This is a genomic window from Neisseria basseii (assembly GCF_962707005.1).
Taxonomy (GTDB): domain Bacteria; phylum Pseudomonadota; class Gammaproteobacteria; order Burkholderiales; family Neisseriaceae; genus Neisseria; species Neisseria bergeri.
Window position 1 is genome coordinate 179,717 of sequence record NZ_CAUIXH010000001.1, and the last position, 24,389, is coordinate 204,105.

The window sequence follows — 24,389 nt, forward strand, 5'->3', positions numbered from 1 at the left end:
TGTTTGAATTCGGATTATTCCCTGACCTGTCCCGTGCCTTGTACGATGTATTTGTAACTCGTCAGCTCTTTCAAACCCATCGGACCCCGGGCGTGGAGTTTTTGCGTGGAGATGCCCATTTCGCAACCCAAGCCGAATTCGCCGCCGTCGGTAAAGCGCGTGGACGCGTTGACATAAACGGCGGCAGAATCGATATGGGTCGTGAAATAGTCCGCAGTGTGGCGGTTTTCGGTAACGATGCCGTCTGAATGGTGCGTGCTGTGGACTTCGATGTGTCCGACCGCCTCTTCGACCGAAGCGACGGTTTTCACGGCGAGGATGTAGTCTAAAAACTCGGTATCGAAATCGTCTGCACCCGCCGCTTCGCCGCCGATATGCCGCGCCGCCTGCGGATCCAAACGGAAGCGGACGGGCGGCAGTCCGGCTTCTATACGGTCGCGCACCAACAGCCGTTCGAGCTTGGGCAGGAAGTCGGCAGCAATGTCTTGATGCACCAGCAGCACTTCCATCGAGTTGCACACGGACGGGCGGCTGGTTTTGGCGTTGCGGACAATGCGGATTGCCTTTTCTAAGTCCGCATCTTTATCGACGTAGATGTGGACAATGCCCGTCCCCGTTTCAATGACCGGCACGACGGCATTCTCAACCACCGCCCGTATCAGCCCCGCCCCGCCGCGCGGAATCAGCAGGTCTAGATAATCTTTCGCCCTCATCATTTCGTAACTGCTTTCGCGCCCGGTGTCTTCAATCAACTGGAGCGCGTCGGGGTCGATGCGGGTTTGTGCCAACCCCGTTTTCAGGGCGGCAACGATGGCGCGTGCGGATTGGAATGCATCTTTGCCGCTGCGGAGTACGACCGCGCTGCCGCTTTTCAGTGCCAAAGCCGCCGCATCGGAAGTAACGTTCGGGCGGCTTTCGTAAATAATGCCGATAACGCCCATCGCCACGCGCTTTTTGATGATTTCCAAGCCGTTGGGCAAAGTCGAGGTTTCCAGTATTTCGCCCACGGGATCAGGCAGCTCGGCAACCGCCCTGATGCCGTCCGCCATCGTGCCAATGCGTTTTTCGTCCAACAAAAGGCGGTCGGTCATGCTTTCGGGAATGTTGCCTGCCGCCGCTTCCAAATCTTGGCGGTTTGCCGCCAAAATATTTTCCGCCGCCGCTTCCAGGCTGTCCGCCATCGCAAGCAGCGCGCGGTTTTTTTCTGCCGTATCCGCCGTGTTGGCGGATTTTTTTGCCGCTTTGGCAAGGGCAAGCTGTTTTTGTGTGTTTGACATGGGTTTCCTTTTCTAAAATTCGGTCAGAAGCAGGCGTATTTCGGGCGTGATGGAAATCCAATCGTCCCGATGGATGAACACGCCTTTCACTTTGCGCGATTTGAGCAGGTCTTCGGCGGCGGCAGAGCCGAACAGGACGCGCCCTTTGCCCAAAGGCTGTTTGCTTGCGCTGCTGTACACGGTTACGGTGTCCATACGGGAGAAATGCCCTTCGATTCCGGCAATGCCCGACATCAGCAGGCTTTTTCCCTGTTCGGACAAAGCGTGTTCCGCACCTTCGTCCACATAAACGTCGCCCAGGCTTTCGGAATAGAACGCCAGCCATTGCTTCTGCGTCCGCAAACCTTTGGTACGGGGGACGAAAAACGAGCCTTCCGCCTGATTATCTGCCGCTTCGGCAAGTGCATCGGGTTTGAGCGAGGAAAGATATACACCGGTACGCCGGACTCGGTCGCAATCGTCGCCGCTTTGATTTTGGTCAGCATTCCGCCCGTGCCGTTTGACGAGCCCGCGCCGCCTGCCATTTCGATGATTTCATGGTTGATGTGTTCGATTCTGTCCAGCCGTACGGCATCGGGATTGCTGTCCGGGTTGCCGGTGTAAAGCCCGTCTATGTCGGTCAGCAGCACCAAGAGGTCTGCCTGTATCATCGCCGCCACTTGCGCACTCAATGTGTCGTTGTCGCCGATTTTCAACTCCTCAACCGAAACCGTGTCGTTTTCATTGATAATGGGAATCGCGCGGCGTTGCAGCAGCACGGAAAGCGCGCCGCCGGCATTTTGGTAGCGGCGTTTGTCGGCAAAGTCGGTACGGTTGAGCAGGATTTGCGCGGACACGATGCCGTCTGAAGACAGGTTTGCCGTATATTCTTCCATCAGAAGCCCCTGCCCGACGGCGGCGGAAGCCTGTTTGTCGGCGATTTTGACCGGACGTTTTTTGAAACCCAGCACACCGAACCCTGCCGCAACCGCGCCGGAAGACACCAAGACCAGCTCGTGTCCCGCATGATGCAATGCGGCAAGCTGGCGGGCGATGGTTTGGATTTTGCCGCGCGAGAGGCTGCCGTCCGAATGGGTAATCGAAGATGTGCCGACTTTAAATACGATTCTTTTGTATTTCATTGTTTCTGTTCTTTGCGTTTGTAGCGTTTGGTTTGTTGCTGTCGAATTTGCCCTGTTCTGCCGAAATTGTCAACAATTGCGCTGCGCCTGCAATAAAATAGACAAAATGTATAAAATTAATAAAATCTATGATGGGTTATTGAGATTTTTTCAAATTGATATTGCCGTTTTGTCCAAAATGCGTATAATCCTGTCCATATTTCTGCTGCGGGCAGATTGATTTTAGACAAGGACTACCATGCAATTAGATATAGACCGTCTGGTCGCTTATTTCGGCGGCGTGAATGCACTTGCCGAAGCGTTGAAACAGCACGACCCCGAAAATGCCGCAACAACTGCTGCCATCTATAAATGGCGCACGCGCGGGTCGCTGCCTTTGGCGCAACTGCAAAAGCTGACCGCGCTGGCGGAAGCGCAAGGCAGGCCGCTGGATTTGAATGCTTTTTTACAAAAAAACGAATCTCTGGAGAGAACAGAAATGACACAGACCAACCGCGTAATTATTTTCGACACCACCATGCGCGACGGCGAGCAGTCGCCCGGTGCATCCATGACCAAAGAGGAAAAAATCCGCATTGCCCGCCAGTTGGAGAAAATGGGCGTGGATGTGATTGAGGCGGGTTTCGCCGCCGCCAGCCCGGGCGATTTCGAATCGGTCAATGCGATTGCCAAAATCATCACCAAATCCACGGTCTGCTCGTTGGCGCGTGCCGTTGAAAACGATGTGCGTAAAGCAGGCGAAGCCGTTTCCCCCGCTCCGAAAAAACGCATCCATACTTTCATCGCCACCAGCCCCATCCACATGGAGCACAAACTGAAAATGAAGCCGCAGCAGGTCATCGATGCGGCGGTCAAAGCAGTGAAAATCGCCAAAGAATACACCGACGATGTGGAATTTTCCGCCGAAGACGCCGTGCGTTCGGATTTGGACTTCCTCGCCAAAATCTTTACGGCGGTTATCGAAGCAGGTGCGACTACTATCAACATTCCCGATACTGTCGGCTACTCCATCCCTTCCGTGTGGTACGAACGTATCAGCAACATCATCAAAAGTGTGCCCAACGGCGACAAAGTAGTCTGGTCGACCCACTGCCACAACGACTTGGGTATGGCGGTTGCCAACTCGCTGGCCGCTGTTCAGGCAGGCGTGCGCCAAGTGGAGTGCACCATCAACGGCTTAGGCGAACGCGCCGGCAATGCCAGCCTTGAAGAAATTGTGATGGCGTTGAAAGTGCGCCATGACCTTTTCGGCTTGGAAACCGGCATTGATACCACGCAAATCGTGCCGGTATCCAAATTGGTGTCCACCATTACCGGTTATCCGATTCAGCCCAACAAGGCGGTGGTCGGAGCAAACGCCTTTGCACACGAATCAGGCATCCACCAAGACGGTGTGTTGAAACACCCTGAAACCTATGAAATCATGACTGCCGAATCGGTCGGTTGGTCAACCAACCGCCTGACCTTGGGTAAATTGTCCGGCCGCAGCGCGTTCCGCAGCAAACTGGCGGATTTGGGCATCGAGTTGGAAAGCGAAGAGGCATTGAACGCCGCGTTTGCCCGCTTCAAAGAACTCGCCGACAAAAAACGCGAAATCTTCGATGAAGACCTGCACGCGCTGGTGTCGGACGAAATGGGCAATATGAATACCGAAAGCTACAAATTCATTTCCCAAAAAATCAGCACCGAAACCGGCGAAGAACCGCGTGCCGACATCGTGTTCAGCATCAAAGGTGAAGAAAAACGCGCTTCGGCCAGCGGTTCCGGCCCCGTCGATGCGATTTTCAAAGCGATTGAGAGCGTGGCGCAAAGCGGCGCGACTTTGCAGATTTATTCCGTCAACGCTGTCACGCAAGGCACGGAAAGCCAGGGTGAAACCAGCGTCCGTCTGGCGCGCGGCAACCGCGTCGTCAACGGTCAGGGCGCGGATACCGACGTTTTGGTCGCCACCGCCAAAGCTTACCTTTCCGCCTTGAGCAAACTGGAATTTAGTGCCGCCAAACCGAAGGCGCAAGGCAGCGGTACGATTTAACGGTTGGGCGAAAGTTATGCCGTCTGAAGTAGAAAACGCTTCAGACGGCATATTGCGATTATAATTAGGTATTAAACCCATTTTAAAAGGCCAAATGATGGATTCCCAAAAATTTACCGAAGCGTCCAAACAGCGGTTGAGCGAATTGTTGGATGCCAAAAGCGAACAGGGCAATACCATGCGCTGCGATGAAGTGCAGGGCTTTATGATGGCGCTGTTGAGCGGGCCGGACAAACTGACACCGTTCGACTGGCTGCCGGAAGTGTTGGGCGACGAATCGCTGTTTACCGCCGCCGAACGTTCCGAAATCGAACGGCTGGTTTTGGCAATGGCGATGGACACGGCCGCCGAGATGGCGGATAAAAAGCTGCCCGATTTGTGGCTGTATGAAAACGAAGACGGCAGCAGCGATTTTTACACATGGTGCAATGCTTATCTTTACGGTTTGGATATTGTGCCGACCGATTGGTTTGAAGCCGTCGATGATGAAGAGTTTGAAGAGTTGTTTTATCCCATCATGGCATTGGGCGGTATTTACGATGAAGAGGACAACGGCTCTATCCGTCTGCAATTCACAGAAGGCGAGCTGGCGGAGCTGGAATCCGAGTTGCCTTATGCATTGGCGGATATCTACCGCTACTGGCAGGCGGTCATCAATAAACCGCAAACCGTTCGCAGGGAGGGAGAAAAAACAGGCAGGAATGATCCCTGTCCGTGCGGCAGCGGCAGAAAATACAAGGCGTGTTGCGGTAAAAATTGATGGTTCGAGCGGAATAAAATGCCGTCTGAAACTTAAAATTTAAGTTTCAGACGGCATTTTATCAAGAAGGTTCAATTTTTCCTGCTGCCGAAGAAGATGAAGCCGGCTATACCCAAAACAATCATGGGGACGCTCAGCCATTGCCCCATCGACAGCCCCAAGGTCAGCAGCCCGAGATAGTCGTCGGGTTGGCGCGCAAATTCGGCGATAAAGCGGAACACGCCGTAGCCGCCGAGGAAAAGCGCGGCGGTCTGACCGGCCGGACGCGGTTTTTTGGAAAACAGCCAAACGGCGATAAACAGGCAGATGCCTTCAAGGGCAAACTGATAAAGCTGCGAGGGATGACGCGGCAGCATACCGTATTGTTGCAGCCAATCTGCCCAAAGGGGATTGTGCGCGGCGGCTTCGAGGTCTTCGTAATGCGCCTGCGGGAAGCCCATTGCCCAAAATGTGTTAATGTCGGTAATGCGCCCCCAAAGTTCGCCGTTGATGAAGTTACCGATACGTCCCGAAGCGAGACCCAACGGAACAAGCGGTGCGACCGTATCCATCAGTTTGAGGAAGCTGATGTTTTGTTTGCGGCTGAACAACCACATTGCGGCAACCACGCCTAAAAATCCGCCGTGAAACGACATGCCGCCTTCCCATACCTTGAAAATATCAAGCGGATGGGCGAGGTAGTCGGAGAATTTGTAAAACAGGACATAACCCAAACGGCCGCCGAGGATAACGCCCAATATGCCCCATGTCAGGAAGTCGTCAAGCGATTCTTTAGTAAAAACAGAATTCCCCTGCGCGATGCGGCGCTTGCCCAAAAAGCTGAAAAGGATAAAGCCGAGGATGTAGCTTAGGGCATACCAGCGGACGGCAAGCGGGCCGATACTGATAAGGACGGGGTCGAATTGGGGATGGGTAATCATGATGTTCCTTGATTTCAATTTCAAATGCCGTCTGAAAGGCATGATGCTTCAGACGGCATTTCTGCAATAAGGGTTTTAGCGCAAATCGCCGATGACGTTGAGAATGGCGGACAATGCGGCTTCGCCCAGGCGCAACGAACGTTGGCCGTTCCATCCGAAGTCGTCGTCGGGCAGGTTGGCGTTGTCTTTAAAGGGCATTTCCAACGTATAGGCAAGGCAATTGAAACGGTTGCCGATCCAGTTGGTCGCCAAGGTCATATTCGCTTTGCTCGGCGCGTCTTTTTCGTAACCGTATTCGTCTTGGAAATCGGGGCTGGCGTTCAAAAGAGCGGTTTTGAACTGCGCTTCCAACGCGGAAATGCGCGGATTGTAGTTCGGCACACCTTCAGTTCCTGCAACAAAGACAAAGGGCAAACCTTCATCGCCGTGGATGTCCAAAAACAAATCCACGCCGGTTTCCAGCATTTTTTCGCGCACGAAGAACACTTCGGGGCTTTTTTCCAAAGTCGGGTTTTCCCATTCGCGGTTGAGGTTCGCACCGGCGGCGTTGGTACGAAGGTTGCCCAGTGCCGAACCGTCGGGGTTCATGTTTGGCACGATGTAGAACGTGGCGCGGTCGAGCAGGGTGCGCGCGGTTGCATCCTGAGGGTCGAGCAGCCTGCTGAGCAGCCCTTCGACAAACCATTCCGCCATGGTTTCGCCCGGATGCTGGCGGGCGGTAATCCAGATTTTCAAATCGCTTTCGACCTGGTTGCCGATGGTCAGCAGATTGATGTCGCGCCCTTGCACGGTGCTGCCCAAGTCATCGATGCGGCACAGGCCGCTGCCTTGCGCGTCACCGAGGAGGTTGAGGTGCTGCTCTTCGGAATAGGGTTCGAAATAGGCGTAATACACGCTGTTGGACAGTGGGGTATGGTTGATGGTCAGTACGCCGTTTTCATAGCTCGTCGGCACGCGGAACCAGTTGCGGCGGTCGTATGAGGCACACGCCTGATAGCCTTCCCAGCCTTTCGGGTAGGCGGCTTCTGCCGCGTTTTCAAAATGCATGATGCAGTTTTGATAGGCCGCGCCTTGCAGCCGGAAGTAGAACCATTGTGCGAAATCGGAGGCGTTGTCGGGACGCAGGGCGAGGCGGATGTCGGAAGGGTCGGTCAGGTCTTTGACGACGACCGAGCCGGCATCGAAGCGGGTGCTGATTTTAATCATGGGAAAGTCCTTGCTGTCGCCGGTTTCTCGAACCGGATAAACCGCGATTTTACCGCCCGTATCGCAAGGCTTCAACCTGCCCGAAGGTCTGCCGGATGCCGTCTGAAGATTGTTTCAGACGGCGTTTGGCGTTAACATAAGCCGAAATTGTTAACAATATGGAGCCGTTATGGAGTCTGAAAACATTATTTCCGCCGCCGACAAAGCGCGCATCCTTGCCGAAGCGCTGCCTTACATCCGCCGGTTTTCCGGTTCGGTCGTCGTCATCAAGTACGGCGGCAACGCGATGACCGAACCTGCTTTGAAAGAAGGGTTTGCCCGCGATGTCGTGCTGCTGAAGCTGGTGGGCATTCATCCCGTCATCGTTCACGGCGGCGGGCCGCAAATCAATGCGATGCTTGAAAAAGTCGGCAAAAAGGGCGAGTTTGTCCAAGGAATGCGCGTTACCGACAAAGAGACGATGGATATTGTCGAAATGGTGTTGGGCGGGCACGTCAACAAGGAAATCGTGTCGATGATTAACACATATGGCGGGCACGCGGTCGGTGTGAGCGGGCGCGACGACCATTTCATTAAGGCGAAGAAACTTTTGGTTGATACGCCCGAACAGAATGGCGTGGACATCGGACAGGTCGGTACGGTGGAAAGCATCGATACCGGTTTGGTTAAAGGGCTGATAGAACGCGGCTGCATTCCCGTCGTCGCCCCCGTCGGCGTAGGTGAAAAAGGCGAAGCGTTCAACATCAACGCCGATTTGGTGGCAGGCAAATTGGCGGAAGAATTGAACGCCGAAAAACTCTTGATGATGACGAATATCGCCGGTGTGATGGACAAAACGGGCAATCTGCTGACCAAACTCACGCCGAAACGGATTGACGAACTGATTGCCGACGGCACGCTGTATGGCGGTATGCTGCCGAAAATCGCTTCTGCGGTCGAAGCCGCCGTCAACGGTGTGAAAGCCACGCACATCATCGACGGCAGGTTGCCCAACGCGCTTTTGCTGGAAATCTTTACCGATGCCGGTATCGGGTCGATGATTTTGGGCAGAGGGGAAGATGCCTGAAGCAAAGGCGGAAAATGCCGGCTTTGGCGGAAAACCCGTTTGTCCGGTTTTTGTTTTTTGGGTTTCGGGCAATTTCTAAGTTGTTATTCCCGGGAAAACAGAAACCAAAACAGAAACCTAAAATCCGTCATTCCCGCCGGGAATCTGTTTTTTTGAAATCCGGTTGTTTGGGATAAATTCTCCGGCTTTGATTTTCTGTTTTTCCGATAACGCCATAACTTTGAAATTTCGTCATTCCCGCGCAGGCGGGAATCCAGACCTGTCGGCACGGAAACTTATCGGGAAAAAAGGTTTCTTTAGATTTTACGTCCTAGATTCCCACTTTCGTGGGAATGACGGTGGAAAGATTGTTGTTTTTCCCGATGAATTCCTGTGTTTTTTGTTTTTCCGGATAAATTCCTGTGGCTTTGAGTTTTTAGGATTTCAGCCTCAATGCCGTCTGAACGCCGAATCGGGCTTCAGACGGCATTGCGTCATTTGAAATTCAAAACCGGCCAGCCTTTTTCTTTGGCTTCTTTTTCCAGCTCGGCATCGGGGTTGACGGCGACGGGTTCGCTGACGAGGCGCAGCAGCGGCAGGTCGTTTTTGGAGTCGCTGTAAAAATAGGTTTTGCCGTAGCTTTGGAGCGTTTCGCCGCGTTCGGCAAGCCATTGGTTCAGGCGGGTAATTTTGCCTTCTTTGAGGCTGGGCGTGCCGATGTAGTTGCCGGTGTAGCGGCCGTCGGCACCGGTTTCGAGTTGCGTGCCGATGATGTTGGTGATGCCGAAAAGGCGGCAGACGGGGGTGATGATAAACTCGTTGGTCGAGGAAATCACGAGGGTTTCGTCACCTGCCATTTGGTGGCTCTGTACCAGCATACGCTGCATAGGCGAGATGTGGGGGATGATGTATTCCGCCATAAATTCGCGGTGAAACTCTGCCAGCTCTTCTTTGCTGTAACGGGCAAGCGGGGCGAGGTGGAATTTGAGGAATGCGTCGATGTCGAGACAGCCGTTTTGGTAGTCGCGGTAGAATTTTTCGTTTTGCGCTTCGGTTTCGGCAGCGTCAACCAACCCTTTTTTGATGAGGTATTGCGGCCAGGCGTGGTCGGAATCGGTGTTGATGAGGGTGTTGTCGAGGTCGAAGATGGCGAGGTTGTTCATCGTATTTCCTTAATGGTTGAAACCCTGACACTCGGACATCCGTCCTTCGTGGCGGCGGGAGCAGACTTTGTTTGGGAAGGGTGAAATCAGGGCAACATATAGGGAGACGCTTTATGTGTCGTCCTGTGTGTTGGAACATTGGGTTTCCTGTTGTTTCAAAAGCTGGCGAAGCAGCGGCAGGGTGATGCGTTTGCCCATGGTTACGGCGTAGTTGTCCAGCGTGTCGAGCATCATCATCAGGCTGTCCATATCGCGCCGCCAGTGTTTGAGCAGGTATTCGAAAATTTCGGAATCGACGGTTACTTGGCGTGCCGCCGCCATACTGGCGAGCGCGTCGATTTTTTCTTGGTCGGTTAGGGGCTTGACTTCGTAAACGAGGCAGTACGCCATACGCGTCCGCAAATCCTCGCGGATGACGAGCTGCTGGGGCGTGTATTCCGAACCGAGCAGCAAAAAGCCTTTGCCGCTGTTGCGGAAGCGGTTGAAGATGGAAAAAAGCAGGGCTTGTTCTTCGTTGCCCAGCTTTTCGACTTGATCGACGGCGAGGTATTCTGCCTCGAACGCGGCATCGGTCAGCGGCATGGAGGCGGCATCGATATAGGCGGCGTTTTTGCCGGCTTCGAGCGCCTGTGCGACCCACGCCTGCAACAGATGGCTTTTGCCCGCGCCTTCCTCGCCCCAAACATAGATAAACTGTCCGTGTTTGTGTCGGAGGACATAGACCAGTTCCGCGTTTTCCGTGCCGAGGAATTTGTCGAAACTTGGATAGTCGTGTGCGGCAAAGTCGAAAATAAGCTGGTTCACGGTTCGGCATTCCGAGGGGTGGTAAACGGGTTTATTGTACGTTGTTTTCGCGTGCTTTATCAATTTGAAAAATGCCGTCTGAAAACGGCTTCAGACGGCATCGTTCAGCCGCAGGCAACGTTGCCGACATCGAGGTGCATATTGTGGAACGCGTTGAGCGTGCTGCGGTGTCCGATGCTGATGATGATGCTGTCGGGCAGTTTTTGCTTTAAGGCGCGGTAGAGCGCGGCTTCGGCCGGTTCGTCCAAGGCGGCGGTGGCTTCGTCGAGCAGGACGATTTTGGGCTTGGAAAGCAGGGCGCGGACGAAGGCGACGCGTTGCAGTTCGCCCGGGGAGAGCTTGTGCTGCCAGTCGTCTGTTTTATCCAATTTGTCAATCAGATAACCCAAACGGCAGGTGTTCATGGCTTCGGCTAACTCGGGATGCTGTTTGTCGATGTTGGGGTAACAAACCGCATCGCGCAGGCTGCCTTGCGCCGTGTACGGGCGTTGCGGCAGGAAGAGGATGTCTTGATGCGGCGGACGGCTGACTTTGCCGCTGCTGCCGAACGGCCAAAGCCCCGCCAGCGCGCGCAACAGCGAGGTTTTGCCGCAACCGCTCGGGCCGCGTATCAGCAGGGAATCGCCGCTTTTGAGCTTGATGTTGATGCCGTCCAATAAAACTTCGCCGTTGTGGCGGAACAGGGCGACGTTTTCCAGTGCAATGCCGTCTGAAACTTCGCTAATCTCGGGCTGCTGTGCGCTGTGTTGTTCTTCGGTACTCAGCAAGAATCCGTACAGACGCTCCAGTCGGGCGCGGTAGGCGGTGAATTTGTTGTAGAACATCCGGAAGAAAGACAGTGCGTTTTGCAGTCGTGCGAAAGCTTGGACGGTTTGCTGGATGTCGCCGATTTTAATTTGTCCGGCAAACAGGCGCGGGGCTTGCAAAATAATGGGAAAAAGCTTGATGCCGTTGGTAAACATGTCGTTAAAGCCGCTTAAGCAGACGCTTTGCCGCGCGATGCGCCAACGGTTGCGGATGATGGCTTTAAAGCGGTCGGAAAGCCGGCTGTGTTCGTGTTTTTCGCCGCTGTAAAACGCGACGCTTTCGGCATGGTCGCGCACGCGGACAAGGGAATAACGGTAGTCACCGTTGAGTTTTTCGTTTTCATAGTTGTAACGAATCAAGGGGTTGCCTATCCACATGGCGATAAAGGTCGCCAAAATCACAAATATATAGACAAACCAAACGATGCCGTGCGGAATGTCGAAGCCGAACACGGTCAGGATGCCCGCCAAGCCCCACAAAACAACGGCAAATTCTAAAGAGGTAACGACCGAATTGACCATGCCGCGCACAAATTCGATGGTCGAAGCGATAAATTCCTGCGCGTCCTGCTGGATACGCTGGTCGATATTGTCCGGCGCGTGGCGGCGCATTTGCAGGCGGTAGTAGTTTTTGTCGGCAAGCCAGCGCGAAGTCAAAACTTCATTGAGCCGCTCCGACCATTTAATCGCCAAGCCTTGATCGAGAAAGTCGTTGACGACGTTGTTAAACGCCCGTATCAGCACCACGCCCGCGTTCATTGCGGCAAACATCCAAAATGCCGAAGCATTCAAATCCTGCATCGAGTCGTAAAGCCCTTTGGACATAAAGGTACTCAATACATTCAGCCGTACTTCGGTTAACAGCAGCGTAATCATCGCCGTAATCAGCAGTAAGACTTTGACCGCGCTTTTCGGTGTCAGGCAAAGGCGCAGGATATAGGCAAACTCGCGCCCGAAACGCGTTTTCCGTGTCAAAAACAGAATCACCGCCGAAGCGGCGGAAACTATCAAGAGAGTCTGTAAAAGCCAAAGCGGTGTGGAATAAAGCTCGGTCTGCCATTTCTGCATGGGAAATCTCTTACGGTATCAATGCCGTCTGAAAAAGACGGGTACAGTCGATTTTTTGATGAAGTTTGGGGAAGTTTTGCCGGTCAGGGTACATTGCGTGTTAATTTACCATACAACCACTCCGGAATTAAGTTTAAATTTGAATAAAAGGTTCGGGTTCTGCAAAATACAGAACCCGAACCTTGTTCGGATATTGAAACCGGCCGCCCGATTTTGGGCGGTGCGGCTTGCAAGTATCAAGATTCGCAGATGCCGTCTGAAGTTCGGAGAGGTTCAGACGGCATATGCTTATTTGGGCTGCTCTTCGACGAATCTCGGACCTTTCAGGATGCCGTTGTGGGAATAGGGCGACAGCAGGTTGTATGCGGCGGTTTTGGAAACCTGATAACCGCGGTCGGTCAGACTGTTGGCAATCTGATTGACCACAGCGCCGACCAAAGCCCCCAATAGGCCGCTGTTGCTGTTGTTGCTGCCTTCGCGGATGTTGACCGAACCCGACCACAACTCTTTTCCGTTGCGGGAATCGACCAGCCTTGCTTTGGCGGATACGCTGGTTACGCTGTCTAAAATTTGGTAAGAAGTGCCATATTCGGTAACCGTAATGTACAAAACCGCATCATTGCCGAAAATCTGATGCAGTTTTTCCGGACGGACGGCGTGAATATCGGCGGCATTGGTCAAGCCGTTTTGTTTGAAGGTTTCCTCCACGACTGCGGCGGGGAAGACGTAATAGCCGGCTTCAGAAAGCGGCTCGGTGCTTGAAGCCAGTACACCCCATGTTCCGTTGACATCGGGCGATTCGTTCAGCGGCGGAACCACCAAAATTGAAGCCGGTTTGCTTTCCTTGAATGACGTGTAGTCGAAATCGGGCGCTTTTTGAACTTGGCAGGCAGACAGCGCCAACACGGCGGCAAGCCCTAAAATCAAAGGTTTCATCGCTTGCCTCCTTTACCGGTTTTCATCAGGAAGTCCATAAATACGCCCGATTCGGGAAACAGCCTTTTCTCTTCTTCAAACTGGCGGAACGCGCCCTCTTTGTCTCCCGAACGGGAAAGCAGCAGTCCCAGATGGGCGTGCGCACCCGGGGCGGCATTCATTTTTTTGTTGCCGGCTTCCACAAAGTATTTTTCCATCTTTTCGGTCTGCTTGCCCAACGAAGTGTCGTCGTTTTTCAAACCTTCATAGACGGTGTCGGGATAACCGCCGTAATAATACAGGGATTTTTGCCCGTTGCCGCCGCAGGCGGTCAGAGCCAAGACCGCCGCACACAGCGACAAACGGCTCAAGGTTTTCAGATTCATCATTTGTCCTTAACGGTTGGGTTGCCATGCGCCGTTGTCGACAGCCTGAACCAGATTGTTGACGGCTTCGCGGATTGCCAAGTCCAAAACTTTGCCGTTCAAAGTCGCATCGTAGCCGGAAGTACCGCCGAAACCGATGATTTCACGGTTGGAAAGTGCGTATTCGCCCGCGCCCTGTGTGGAATAGACGATTTCGGAAGTATTGACGTTGACGATATTCAGAGCCACTTTTGCGTAGGCGATTTGCGATTTGCCGCGACCCAAAATGCCGAAGAGCTGATGATCGCCGACATCTTTGCGTCCGAATTCGGTTACATCGCCGGTAACGACATAATCTGCGCCTTTCAGGTTCTGCGCTTTGCCGGAAATGCCGGATTCCTGTTTCAGCGCGCTAAGGTTGGTGCGGTTCAGTACGTTGAAGCGGTTGGTTTGTTGCAGATGCGTTACCAGGATGGTTTTTGCCTGGCTGCCCAAACGGTCTTCACCGTCGGAGAAAATACCTTTTTGGAAGCTGGAGCGGTTGTCGAATGTTCCAACGGAAATCGGGGTGCGAATACCGTGATATTGCGTATTGTAGGAGGCGACTTTTGCTACTTCGAGACTGCGTGAGGATTCGGTCGCACAGCCGGTCAGTGAAACGGCAGCGGCGGCAAAAGCGATGGCGGTGGAAATTTTCTTCATGAAACCTACTCCAAAATTGTTAGAGGAATAAAGAGGTTGTTATTATTATTTGCATGTAATTTTTAGTCAAGGTGTTTTTTGTCTGCCGGGGTGTCGAAAGATTTTCCTGTGTCGGCATATTGGCGGATATGGCGTGTTTTTTGATGCCGTCTGAAAAGGAGGGCGGGTGTGGAACCTGCCCTTTGATTGCAGGGCACATGGGGCGCGATTATCTACCGCCCGTTCTGCATTGCTTCCATGACGGTTAGCTAGGTTGCCTGAAAAACAAGGCCGTCTGAAACAGGCGGCTTTCCCTGCACCTGAAAAGGCGTGTTTCTGCCGCCGGCAGGCGGTTTTTTTGTTCTATGAAGAATAAAACCTTTACCGATCACGATATTCGGGTAACAATTAGCGGCATCATCAAGGAGATTTGGGGTGGCGGTGTCGCATCAAACCGCCCCGAGAACATTACTCCGGAAGTGGCTGCCGTAGTAAGCGATGCGGTAAACCAAATCAAAACCTGCTCCAAGCGTCTGTTGGCAGTAGATATTACCTATAACTTTCTCTATACTGCTCCCGGTACGATTTGGGAAGTGATTGAGGGTATGGCTGCCGATATGATTGCAAACCTATGCTATGATGATAAGCGCAATCCGCTTGCCACCTATATCGGTTGGATCAGGGTGCTGCGCGGCCGGCGGCAGTATGCCGCCTGCGTGAATACCGCCGCACTCAACTACCGCTCGCGTTTGGAGCTGGCTTTTCTCGATCTTTGATTCGTCCGGGAGGGGGTATGTTGGACAGGCTGAAACATATTTGGATGCTGTATCGCAAACCGGTGCTTTTGTATGTTGTTACCGTCATCATCTATATTTTGCTTGACGGGCCGACCACTGAGGGCAGCCGAACGCCTATGCCCCCTATGAACGCTTGGGAAAAATTCCTGTTTATGGCAGCCGGCGTCAGCGGATTTGTCTGCCGCCTGTGGATAATACTGATTGCCCTGTCCGAGCATTACAGGGACAAGAATTGGTAAATGCGTCCCTTGTTCGTCATTACTTGCAAAACCTTTTAAGGCAGCCTGAAACCGTCCAAACCGGCTTTCAGGCTGCTTTTACTTTATCCCTTAGAAAGGAAGCCCTATGGCAAAACAAAAAGTGCAGGCTGCTTAAAGTTTCTGCGAAGCTAAAAACAAGGCTGTCTGTTTTCAGACGGCCTCCCCACCTACCCGCATCTGCGGGTTTTTTTACTTGGAGCATTTAAAATGGATAGAGCCATACAAGAATCTTATGTTAAAATCCTAAATGTACTGTTTGAAGGCGCAGTCCGCGCCCGGCCGGATCAAATTACAGAAGAAGTAGTCGGTATGGCCGATCAGATGTTCTCCGAAATCGGCGCATGCCATGAGCGTTTGAAACCGCTGGCCGTACTGGCTGAAGGCATTGCCGGCAGCGTTATGGAACAGCTTCCGGACGAGCTGGCCCTGCTTTTCGGCAACGTGCCGTTTGATGAATACCTGCTCGGCAAAGGCATAGATGTAACCGCTAAGGAAATCAAACGATTGGGGTTTAATAAAGCAGTCGGCCTTAACAACGCGCTCAAAGTATTGAAGGCTTTTATTAAAAGCTGGATTAAATACAGCGCGGCAGACCGAAAATTAAGAATGTGTATTGTTACGGCACAAGCCCGTTGGCGTTCAAAAGTCGAAATCGAACTGCTGGGCTTGTAACCGCAGGGGGGGCAGGTATGAGGGGTAAGTGGACTCTGCTGTTTTTGCATTGGATATGGGAAAAAGTGGTACCGGAAAGCATCCGCAACAGCAAGCCGGCGCGGTGGGTAGCCAACCATAGAAAGCTCACTATCTGGGTAATTGTGACAGTATGGATCAACTTCTTCCCCGCTACTTACGAATACGACATTATTCCTGAAGGGAGATACAGCCATTGGCATGTCGATCATCCGTTGTATCCCTATACCCGATTTCTGCTTCCCCTTATTCTCGGTGCGGTTTTTCTTTTCATTCCGCCCGATCCGCCCGAAAAGAAATAGTAACCTGCATATAAGCAGCCTGAAATCTTTCAGGCTGCTTTTTTATTGGAGAACCCAAATGGCAAAACAAAAAGGAGATTTAGAGGTAAACGATTTCGCCGCTCCGCCCTTTGCTTTCGGAACTTGCCCACCAGACAAATTGCGGGAGTACGTCCCCGTAGCTTTTGCGTTCGCTTCTGGCTTCGCCCGGATGGGATTTGATGCGTTGCGGGGAATTGATGGGGCCGGGGACGAGGACGTTGGCGCGCAGGTTGCCGAAGCGTTCCCATTCGTCGGCGGCGACTTTGCACAGGTAGTTCAATGCGGCTTTGGACGCGCCGAAGCCGCCCCAGTAGGCTTTGGGTGTTTCGCCGTGGCTTTCGCCGACGAAGATGACGGACGCGTCGGGCGACTGCTTCAGCAGCGGGAACAGGGCGCGGGTCAGTCCCATCGGGGCGACGGTGTTGATGCGGTATTGGTTGACCCATTCGGCGACGGTTTGGAAATCTAGCGGCGAGAGGGCGTAAAAATAGCCGGCGCAGTGGACGATGCCGTCCAGTTTGCCTTGCGTGGCTTCGGCAATAGTGGCGGCGAAATGTTCAAATTCTTTTTCTTCCGCGCTAATAAGGTCAAAGCAGATGGCGAATGGTTCGGGGTATCCGGCTTCGACAATCGCGTCATACACTTTTTCCAGTTTTTTCTGATGGCGTGCCACCAGAATCACGGTCGCCCCCTCGGCGGCGTAGGCTTTGGAGACCTGTTCGCCCAGCCCTTGTGATGCGCCGGTAACTAAGATGGTTTTGTCGGTCAGTGTCGCCATACTTTTTCCTTTTTGGTGGTCGGTCGGGGGTATTTTAGCGTTTTGCCGCACCTTGTAAAGCGTCCCGATGCCGGCCGGTGTTTTCAGACGGCATCGCTCAGGCTTTGCAGGCAGGCTTCCGCCGATGCGAAACCTGATTGTACGGCGGCTTCGAGTGTGGCGGGGTAGTGCGGGTGGAGGTAGTCGCCGGCGGGGAAGATGCGGTGCCAGTGCAGCCACGACAAATCCGGCGGCGGGGCATCGGCTGCGGTTGTGGCACGTTTTTCGGTAATGACGCGCACGGCTTCGGGTTCGCCCAAATGCGGAAGGATGCGTTTGAGGTCGGCGTGGACTTTGTCCGCCCACGCCCGGTTTGCAAACGCGCCGACGCGGTCGGAAACGCTGATGACGGCGGAGACTTCGTTTTCCGGCAAGCCGAGCCTGCCCCGGCAAAGCAGCCATTGTGCCGTGCCGTCGGCAAGTCCGGTCAGCGGGGCGGGCAGGCGGACGGGTTCGGTATAGCGCAGATAGACGGTGGTGATGGCGTGATAGCGAAGGTTCTGATATGCCGTCTGAACGTGTTCGGGCGTGCCTTCGGGCAGGAGCGCGGCAGCGTGGTAGGGCGCGGTGGCAAGTATGGCGGCATCGAAGGCTTCGCCGTTGACGAGCACTTTCCCGTTCGGGAGGGTGTTCAGACGGCATACGCGCGTTTCGAGGCGGATGTCCGCGCCGAGCCGTTGAAGCTCCGCCAAGGCGGGTTCGGCGACGATTGCACCCAAATCCTGTTTGGGTAGGAGATAGTCGCTGCCGGATTTTTTCGTCAGCACGCCGTCGGACAAAACGTTGCACAACACGCGCAGGCTTGCGGTTTCCAAAGGCGTGTTGAGCGCGCCCCAAACCAAGGGCTGCCAAAACTGCATCACGGCGGCACGCGGCACGTTCCGCTGTTTCAGCCATTGCGCCACTGTCGTGTCGGGCTGTCCGAGGTGTGCGGACTTCTGCAAATCGGACATATCGGCAAGCAGTTTGGCTTTGAATGCGGACGGTACGCGCCGGGCAAGCAGCACGCCGCCCAAAATATGCAGCGGTGCGGGCAGGGGGAGGGCGCGGAACTGCAAACCGCCGTGCATATGCCAGTGCAGCGGTACGCGCAAAAAGGCGGCACGGGGGTCTGAACCGATGGTTTTCATCAGGCGCAACACGCCCCGGTATGCGCCGAGTAAAATGTGCTGCCCGTTGTCCAAAAAACCGAAACCGTCGGTATTTCCGGTCAGTGTGCGCGCCCTGCCGCCCGCCTGCCGGCCGGCTTCAAACAGGGTAATGTCGGCGTGCCGCGCCAAGGTAACGGCGGCGGACAAGCCGGCCCAGCCTGCGCCGATGACGGCGATTTTCGGGCGCGGATGCGGCGTGTTCATCATTTATTCCTCCAATGGTTGAAACCCCGTTTTTCGGGGCGGCGGGGGTTGGGTTTTCCTGAAGGGCGGTATGCGCCTTATGCCCGTTCCGGCGTGCCGGGGCGCGGTTTGAATCCGAATAACCAGGTTTTCAGGGCAATGCGTTTTTTGCGCGGCGAAGGGAGGGCGATTTTGTATTTGAGGACGTTTTGCGCGCCGTCCCGGTCGATTTCGTTCAACAGCGCGTAATAAACCGCCGCCATAACCAGTCCGACTTTTTGGGCTTTTTTATCGGCAGCCGGCAGCAGCGATACGGCTTCGCAGTAGGTTTCACGGGCGCGTTTGATTTGGAACGCCATCAATTCGGCAAAATTGCCCGTCGGGCTGCATTGCAAAATCACGCTTGCGGGTACGTCAAACCGCCGCATTTCCTCCATCGGCAGGTAAATCCGTCCCCTGCGCGCGTCTTCGCCGACATCGCGGATGATGTTGGTCAGTTGCAGCGCAAGTCCCATCTTGTCGGCGTATTCCAGTGTTTTGCCGTCTGAAAACCCCAAAATCCGCGCAATCAGGCAGCCGACTACACCTGCAACACGGCGGCAGTACAGTTTCAATTCTTCAAAACTGCCGTAACGCGCCCGAACCAAATCCATCTGCATCCCGTCGATTAAGGCTTCCAGTTCATATTTCGGCAGCTTGAAGGTTTCCTTAACCTGCCGCAAGGCCTGATTGACGGGGTGTTCCGGCATCGCGCCGCCGAATACCTTGTCCAAATCGCCGCGCCACCAGTTCAATGTCGCCTGTGCAACATCGGGGTTGGAACATTCGTCAACCACATCGTCCAATTCGCGGCAAAAAGCATATAAAACCGTTACCGCATCCCGTTTTTCCTGAGTCAGGAAACGGAAGCCCGACAAAAAACTGGAGCGGCTTTCTTCTGCTTTTTGACGGCAATAGTCGAGTCCTTTCACGATTTATATTCCTAATGATGGGCGGGAAAGGCGGATTTTATCGGCATTTGGCGGTAGAGGGCAATTTCGGCGGCACGGCCCAATCCTTAGCGGTTTGCTCAACTATCGGCGCAAATTCTGTTAAAATGCCGTTTTCCTTCCTTTACACACCGCACCGACAGGCAGAATTTATGGCTCTTTTGCAGATTTCAGAACCGGGTATGTCCGCCGCCCCGCACCGGCACCGTTTGGCGGCAGGCATCGATTTGGGTACGACCAACAGCCTGGTCGCCACCGTCCGCAGCGGCAGTGCCGCCTGCCTGCCCGATGCCGAAGGGCGCGTTACCCTGCCTTCCGTCGTCCGCTATCTGGAAAACGGCGGCATTGAAGTCGGCAAAACCGCCCTGTCCGCCCAAAAAACCGACCCGCTGAACACCGTCAGCTCCGCCAAACGCCTTATCGGGCGGACGCTTGCCGATCTGCATCAAAACACGCATTACCTACCTTACCGTTTCGGCGACAATCAACGCGTTATAGAACTGCATACGCGGCAGGGGGTAAAAACGCCTGTCGAAGTGTCGGCGGAAATCCTCAAAACCCTTAAATCGCGCGCCGAAGAAACCTTGGGCGGCGATTTGGTCGGCGTGGTGATTACCGTCCCCGCCTATTTCGACGACGCGCAACGCCAAGCCACCAAAGATGCCGCGCGTCTGGCGGGTTTGAACGTATTGCGCCTGCTCAACGAACCTACCGCCGCCGCAATCGCCTACGGGCTGGACAACGCCTCGGAAGGCACGTTTGTCGTGTACGACTTGGGCGGCGGCACATTCGACGTATCCGTATTGCAACTGACCAAAGGGCTGTTTGAAGTCAAAGCCACCGGCGGCAACAGCGCGTTGGGCGGCGACGATTTCGACCATCGTTTGTTCTGCTATCTGCTCGAACAAAACGGACTCTCCCAACTCAACGAACAAGACAGCCAACTCCTGCTCTCGCTCGTCCGCGCCGCCAAAGAACAATTGACCACGCAAACTGAAGCGCGCATTCAGGCGACGCTTTCAGACGGCATGGCAATCGACACAAGCATCAGTCGCGCCGAGTTCCACAACCTGACGCAGCATTTGGTGATGAAAACGCTCGAACCGGTCAAACAGGCGTTGAAAGACGCGGGCGTAACCAAGGCGGATGTCAAAGGCGTGATTATGGTCGGCGGTTCGACCCGTATGCTGCACGTCCAACAAGCGGTCGCCACCTTCTTCGGACAAACCCCGTTGAACAACCTCAACCCCGACGAAGTCGTCGCACTCGGTGCCGCCATACAGGCAAACGTCCTCGCAGGCAACAAAGCCGACGGCGAATGGCTGCTGCTGGATGTTACGCCCTTGTCGCTCGGTTTGGAAACCTACGGCGGCTTGGCGGAAAAAATCATCCCGCGCAATTCCACCATCCCCACCGCGCGCGCGCAGGACTTTACCACCTTCAAAGACGGTCAGACCGCAATGACGATACACGTCGTACAAGGCGAGCGCGAGCTCGTTTCCGACTGCCGCAGCCTTGCCAAATTTACCCTGCGCGGCATTCCGCCTATGGCGGCGGGTGCGGCGCGTATCCGCGTAACCTTCCAAATCGATGCCGACGGTTTGCTGTCCGTTTCCGCCCAAGAACAAAGCACCGGCGTACAGGCGCAAATCGAAGTCAAACCTTCCTACGGCTTGGACGACGACACCATCACCCAAATGCTCAAAGACAGCATGAGCAACGCCGCCGAAGACATGGCGGCACGTGCCCGAGCCGAAGCCGTGGTCGAAGCCGAAAGCCTGACCGATGCCGTCAACGCCGCCCTCGAGTTGGACAGCGATTTGCTGGAAGCCGAAGAATTGCAACAGATTCGGCAAGACATCGCCGATTTGCGAGGCCGTCTGAAAGACGGTAAAGCCGAAGACATCCGCACCGCCGTCGCCAAACTCAGCCGCAGCACCGACAACTTCGCCGCCAAACGCATGAACCGCAACATCCAACGCGCGCTGACAGGCCAGAGTGTCGATAATATTTGATACTTAAACGGTTTCAGACGGCATAGATATAACCTGATGCCGTCTGAATGCTCGAAAACACTTGAAAAACATCGATATGGAAAAGTCAGGCATTGTCTATTCGATGAAAACCGTCATCAAGGGCGTGTATAGTGAATTAAATTTAAACCGGTACAGCGTTGGCTTGCCTTGCCGTACTATTTGTACTGTCTGCGGCTCGCCGCCTTGTCCTGATTTTTGTTAATTCACTATATAAAATCGGCATTTCGGACGTAAGCAATTTTGAAGGCAGGATGCGCCATTTGGAAAACAACGGCTATGCGAACGTTGCCGGATTGGAACGCATCCTCGCCGTCAAAACCGACAATTACAAAGAAAAAGAAAACCTGCTCCATGAAATTTTCAGCAAAAGCAGGATCGGCGATACCGAATTGTTCGCCGTGGACGAAAACCTTGTGAAACGTTTGTTTTTATCGCTTCGCGGCGAAATCGTGTTTCCGAAAAACGAAACGGCGGAATCGGAATTTGAAAAAAGCGTCCACGAACGCAGGCAGGAAGGGAATGCCGGGTCCGGCCGCAAACAACTGCTTGATTTGGTACGGCGCGGACACCGTGCATATCCTTACGCGCTGCCCCGGCTTTTGGCGGGTGCGGCATCCTACAAGCCGAAAAAATCGAAAATCTGCCTTTTTAAAGAAGCATATTTCCGCAAAAACGGCAGGAGGCTGACGGACGAAATTGCAGACGGCATCCATATTTACACCTGTTTTTCGCGGGCGGATTTGGAAAAAGCCTATTTCGAATATTTGGAACTTTTCAAATCCGAATCGGATGCCGAAGGCAGAAAACCGCGGTAAGGCGCAAACAGATACCGTACACGTTGAGGAGCAGTATGATGGGCGATCCAGTCATTTATTATGTAGAACAAGCAGACGAACCGGTAAACCGTGCCGGCGAACGCGCCCGTAAAACATTCAAATATTTCTGGCGCGAGCTTTTTTGGGAACGCCGCCGCATTATTCCCGCCTTGGATTTTGCCATGGTCAAAGTCCCTTTTTTCCAAGACGGCGAAGACGGCGAAATTTGCGAACATATGTGGATCGACGATATTTATTTTGACGGTCTTTACATTTATGGTGTGCTGAACAATGAACCCGGCGAACTGACCAATGTCGAACAAGGCGAAAGCGTTTGCGTTCCGGTTGACGACATCAGCGACTGGATGTTCGTGTGCAACGGCATCCCCTACGGCGGCTTTACCGTACAGGCAATGCGCGGACAGATGACGGAAGAGGAGCGCGCCGAACACGATGCCGCTTGGGGAATCGATTTCGGCGATCCCGGGCAGATATTGCTGGTGTATGAAGAAAAAGAACATCCCGAAAATCTGGAAGAGCATCCGATGTGCCGGAACTGTATTGACGATTTTCGGCAACAGTTGTCCCAAAATCCGGATTTTCTGCATGAGCAGGACGAAGACGGCTATACGCCGCTTCATCATGAAGCCATCGCAGGAAATGCACTTATGGTTCAAGCCATGCTTGAATACGGCGCAAATCCTGCCTCAACGACATCGGAAGGCTATACCGCCCTTGATTTTGCCCGCCTGACGGGCTGGCAAAATGTTGCCGACCTGCTCGAACCGCGACATTAGGCAGACAGTTTTCCGAAAAACGGACACAAACACTTTTTACAGAAAGACAATAAAAATGCCCAAAATCACCGTACTTCCACACACGACATTATGCCCCGAAGGCGCGGTTATCGACGACGCGCCGGAAGGCAAAACCGTCCTCGACGTACTGCTCGACCACGACATCGAAGTCGATCACGCCTGCGAAAAATCCTGCGCCTGCACCACCTGCCACGTCATCATCCGCAAAGGTTTCGACAGTTTGGAAGAACCGACCGAATTGGAAGAAGACCTGCTCGACCAAGCATGGGGTTTGGAAGCCGATTCGCGCCTGAGTTGTCAGGCGGTTGTCGCCGGCGAGGATTTGATTGTGGAAATCCCCAAATACACCATCAACCACGCGCGAGAAGAACACTGAAAACAGGCCGTCTGAAGCCGGCGCGCTTCAGACGGCATTGTTGCGCGGATAAGGCGCAATCGCCCGAAAACAGGCGTTCGTACAGGCGGAACTTTCGATTCTATAGTGAATTAAATTTAAATCAGGACAAGGCGGCGAGCCGCAGACAGTACAAATAGTACGGTAAGGCGAGCCAACGCTGTACCGGTTTAAATTTAATTCACTATATATTGATTTTTATCGGTTTTCTGACGGAATTCCGAGACGGATTACTCAGACGCGATGCACGGGTATTTATCGGTTTTGCAGCCGGAAAAACCGCCGGCGGGTTACTTTCAGGGCGGCGGTCGGGCGGTATGCCGGATAGCGTTCCACTTTCGCTTCTATATTGATTTTGATTGGTTTTCTGACGGAACGACCCGATGCGGCATCCGGGACGGCTTGTGTTTCTTCCTGCCCGCCTGCCGGATATTCCTGTACTTGCACGAAACCGAAAGAGGTGGCGGCGCGGCGGACAAGCTCGAGATAGCGTCCTTCAAGCTCAGGGCAGGCGGCGGACACGCTTTCTGCCGTAACCGTGAAGCCGCCGCCCGACCCGGCAAGGCGTTCCGCAATCTGCGTGTAGATGCGCCAACGTTGGGCGCGCAACATTGCCGCATCGCAACCGGCAGCCGCTTTATCCAAGGCAATCAGGCCGCGCCTGCTCCGGTAGTGAAGGCAAACTGTTACTCTGGAGAGGATATGCTGCCCGTCCAATATTTGATACAGTTTGCGTATCAGCAAAATCAGGCGGTCAAACTCCTCCATCTCCGACAGGGGGTCGGGATGGTCGGAAGCGGTATAAACCAGTTTGGACAATTTTGCGGCAAACATATTGTTCATCAATCTTCCTTGTCGGTTGAAACCCCGCCCTTCAGGGCGGTAGAATCAGATTTGTTTGGGAGGGACAACTCCTCCCAGATTGGGACGGCACATAGGCTGGTGCTTGATGT

The 24,389-nt window shown here is 53.9% G+C and carries 25 protein-coding genes and 1 pseudogene; 12 read left to right on the plus strand and 14 right to left on the minus strand.

The window, feature by feature from the left end:
* Positions 1–14 precede the first annotated feature (14 nt).
* Complete coding sequence (locus tag Q9I99_RS00960) at positions 15–1,277, minus strand: glutamate-5-semialdehyde dehydrogenase (RefSeq protein ID WP_301667742.1); 1,263 nt, start codon at positions 1,275–1,277, stop codon at positions 15–17.
* A gap of 12 nt (positions 1,278–1,289) precedes the next feature.
* Positions 1,290–2,398 (minus strand): annotated as a pseudogene (gene proB, locus Q9I99_RS00965) (glutamate 5-kinase).
* Positions 2,399–2,636: 238 nt separating this feature from the next.
* On the opposite strand from proB, the gene Q9I99_RS00970 reads away from it, so the two are divergent.
* Positions 2,637–4,430 (plus strand): 2-isopropylmalate synthase, encoded by a 1,794-nt coding sequence (locus Q9I99_RS00970; RefSeq protein ID WP_301667741.1) that lies wholly within the window; start codon positions 2,637–2,639, stop codon positions 4,428–4,430.
* A 97-nt stretch (positions 4,431–4,527) separates the two neighbouring features.
* Positions 4,528–5,190 (plus strand): YecA/YgfB family protein, encoded by a 663-nt coding sequence (locus Q9I99_RS00975; protein ID WP_301667954.1) that lies wholly within the window; start codon positions 4,528–4,530, stop codon positions 5,188–5,190.
* A 71-nt stretch (positions 5,191–5,261) separates the two neighbouring features.
* On the opposite strand, the gene lgt is transcribed toward Q9I99_RS00975, so the two are convergent.
* Together lgt and Q9I99_RS00985 are read right to left on the minus strand one after the other, a co-directional pair.
* Positions 5,262–6,110, minus strand: a complete 849-nt coding sequence (lgt, locus tag Q9I99_RS00980) for a prolipoprotein diacylglyceryl transferase (protein WP_301667740.1) — start codon at positions 6,108–6,110, stop codon at positions 5,262–5,264.
* A 75-nt stretch (positions 6,111–6,185) separates the two neighbouring features.
* Positions 6,186–7,316, minus strand: a complete 1,131-nt coding sequence (locus tag Q9I99_RS00985; RefSeq protein ID WP_301667738.1) for a M14 family metallopeptidase — start codon at positions 7,314–7,316, stop codon at positions 6,186–6,188.
* Positions 7,317–7,485: 169 nt separating this feature from the next.
* Here Q9I99_RS00985 and argB point away from each other — a divergent pair, with 169 nt between their 5' ends.
* Positions 7,486–8,382 carry an acetylglutamate kinase gene (gene argB, locus Q9I99_RS00990; RefSeq protein WP_301667737.1) on the plus strand — a complete coding sequence of 299 codons (897 nt, stop codon included), beginning with the start codon at positions 7,486–7,488 and terminating at the stop codon, positions 8,380–8,382.
* Positions 8,383–8,855: 473 nt separating this feature from the next.
* Here the strand turns inward: argB and Q9I99_RS00995 are convergent, their stop codons facing one another.
* The 3 genes from Q9I99_RS00995 to Q9I99_RS01005 all read right to left on the minus strand — a co-directional run bounded on the left by Q9I99_RS00995 (position 8,856) and on the right by Q9I99_RS01005 (position 12,202).
* Positions 8,856–9,524, minus strand: coding sequence for a histidinol-phosphatase (locus Q9I99_RS00995; RefSeq protein ID WP_301667736.1), 669 nt, complete (start codon positions 9,522–9,524; stop codon positions 8,856–8,858).
* A 111-nt stretch (positions 9,525–9,635) separates the two neighbouring features.
* Positions 9,636–10,328: a DnaA regulatory inactivator Hda gene (gene hda / locus Q9I99_RS01000; protein ID WP_107819344.1), complete on the minus strand. Its 693-nt coding sequence runs from the start codon at positions 10,326–10,328 to the stop codon at positions 9,636–9,638.
* Positions 10,329–10,432: 104 nt separating this feature from the next.
* Positions 10,433–12,202 (minus strand): ABC transporter ATP-binding protein/permease, encoded by a 1,770-nt coding sequence (locus Q9I99_RS01005; RefSeq protein ID WP_301667735.1) that lies wholly within the window; start codon positions 12,200–12,202, stop codon positions 10,433–10,435.
* Between the two features lie 21 nt (positions 12,203–12,223).
* Between Q9I99_RS01005 and Q9I99_RS01010 the strand changes: the two genes are divergently transcribed.
* Positions 12,224–12,349: a hypothetical protein gene (locus tag Q9I99_RS01010; protein ID WP_301667734.1), complete on the plus strand. Its 126-nt coding sequence runs from the start codon at positions 12,224–12,226 to the stop codon at positions 12,347–12,349.
* A gap of 141 nt (positions 12,350–12,490) precedes the next feature.
* On the opposite strand, the gene Q9I99_RS01015 is transcribed toward Q9I99_RS01010, so the two are convergent.
* Genes Q9I99_RS01015 through Q9I99_RS01025 form a run of 3 tightly spaced genes read right to left on the minus strand, consistent with a single transcriptional unit; the run spans position 12,491 to position 14,184 of the window.
* Positions 12,491–13,138, minus strand: coding sequence for a DUF799 domain-containing protein (locus Q9I99_RS01015; protein ID WP_301667733.1), 648 nt, complete (start codon positions 13,136–13,138; stop codon positions 12,491–12,493).
* Positions 13,135–13,503, minus strand: coding sequence for a DUF4810 domain-containing protein (locus Q9I99_RS01020; protein ID WP_164731519.1), 369 nt, complete (start codon positions 13,501–13,503; stop codon positions 13,135–13,137). Before Q9I99_RS01020 ends, Q9I99_RS01015 begins: the two co-directional genes overlap by 4 nt.
* Positions 13,504–13,512: 9 nt before the next feature.
* Positions 13,513–14,184: a CsgG/HfaB family protein gene (locus tag Q9I99_RS01025; protein ID WP_301667732.1), complete on the minus strand. Its 672-nt coding sequence runs from the start codon at positions 14,182–14,184 to the stop codon at positions 13,513–13,515.
* A 344-nt stretch (positions 14,185–14,528) separates the two neighbouring features.
* Between Q9I99_RS01025 and Q9I99_RS01030 the strand changes: the two genes are divergently transcribed.
* The 4 genes from Q9I99_RS01030 to Q9I99_RS01045 all read left to right on the plus strand — a co-directional run bounded on the left by Q9I99_RS01030 (position 14,529) and on the right by Q9I99_RS01045 (position 16,212).
* A complete protein-coding gene (locus Q9I99_RS01030) occupies positions 14,529–14,939 on the plus strand; it encodes a hypothetical protein (protein ID WP_301667731.1) in 411 nt (136 codons plus the stop codon).
* Positions 14,940–14,956: 17 nt separating this feature from the next.
* Positions 14,957–15,199 (plus strand): hypothetical protein, encoded by a 243-nt coding sequence (locus Q9I99_RS01035; RefSeq protein WP_003711078.1) that lies wholly within the window; start codon positions 14,957–14,959, stop codon positions 15,197–15,199.
* A 228-nt stretch (positions 15,200–15,427) separates the two neighbouring features.
* Positions 15,428–15,892: a hypothetical protein gene (locus Q9I99_RS01040; RefSeq protein WP_301667729.1), complete on the plus strand. Its 465-nt coding sequence runs from the start codon at positions 15,428–15,430 to the stop codon at positions 15,890–15,892.
* Between the two features lie 17 nt (positions 15,893–15,909).
* On the plus strand, positions 15,910–16,212 hold the full coding sequence (locus Q9I99_RS01045) for a hypothetical protein (RefSeq protein ID WP_301667728.1): 303 nt from the start codon (positions 15,910–15,912) through the stop codon (positions 16,210–16,212).
* Between the two features lie 79 nt (positions 16,213–16,291).
* Here Q9I99_RS01045 and Q9I99_RS01050 read toward each other — a convergent pair whose 3' ends face one another.
* The 3 genes from Q9I99_RS01050 to hpnD all read right to left on the minus strand — a co-directional run bounded on the left by Q9I99_RS01050 (position 16,292) and on the right by hpnD (position 19,355).
* Positions 16,292–17,011, minus strand: coding sequence for an SDR family oxidoreductase (locus Q9I99_RS01050; protein ID WP_301667727.1), 720 nt, complete (start codon positions 17,009–17,011; stop codon positions 16,292–16,294).
* A gap of 83 nt (positions 17,012–17,094) precedes the next feature.
* The gene (gene hpnE / locus Q9I99_RS01055) at positions 17,095–18,408 is read right to left on the minus strand and encodes a hydroxysqualene dehydroxylase HpnE (protein ID WP_301667726.1); all 1,314 of its coding nucleotides are present in this window, start codon (positions 18,406–18,408) and stop codon (positions 17,095–17,097) included.
* A 74-nt stretch (positions 18,409–18,482) separates the two neighbouring features.
* Entirely contained in the window at positions 18,483–19,355 is an 873-nt protein-coding gene (hpnD, locus tag Q9I99_RS01060) for a presqualene diphosphate synthase HpnD (protein ID WP_219213547.1), read from the minus strand.
* A gap of 170 nt (positions 19,356–19,525) precedes the next feature.
* Between hpnD and hscA the strand changes: the two genes are divergently transcribed.
* From hscA to fdx, 4 genes are all read left to right on the plus strand, one after another.
* Positions 19,526–21,388 (plus strand): Fe-S protein assembly chaperone HscA, encoded by a 1,863-nt coding sequence (gene hscA / locus Q9I99_RS01065; protein ID WP_301667953.1) that lies wholly within the window; start codon positions 19,526–19,528, stop codon positions 21,386–21,388.
* Between the two features lie 185 nt (positions 21,389–21,573).
* Positions 21,574–22,224, plus strand: a complete 651-nt coding sequence (locus Q9I99_RS01070; RefSeq protein ID WP_301667952.1) for a GIY-YIG nuclease family protein — start codon at positions 21,574–21,576, stop codon at positions 22,222–22,224.
* 35 nt (positions 22,225–22,259) lie between these two features.
* Positions 22,260–23,021 carry a DUF2314 domain-containing protein gene (locus Q9I99_RS01075; protein ID WP_301667725.1) on the plus strand — a complete coding sequence of 254 codons (762 nt, stop codon included), beginning with the start codon at positions 22,260–22,262 and terminating at the stop codon, positions 23,019–23,021.
* Positions 23,022–23,076: 55 nt separating this feature from the next.
* Complete coding sequence (gene fdx, locus Q9I99_RS01080; RefSeq protein WP_002222474.1) at positions 23,077–23,418, plus strand: ISC system 2Fe-2S type ferredoxin; 342 nt, start codon at positions 23,077–23,079, stop codon at positions 23,416–23,418.
* A gap of 273 nt (positions 23,419–23,691) precedes the next feature.
* On the opposite strand, the gene Q9I99_RS01085 is transcribed toward fdx, so the two are convergent.
* Positions 23,692–24,279: an amino acid permease gene (locus Q9I99_RS01085; protein WP_301667724.1), complete on the minus strand. Its 588-nt coding sequence runs from the start codon at positions 24,277–24,279 to the stop codon at positions 23,692–23,694.
* Positions 24,280–24,389: the final 110 nt, after the last annotated feature.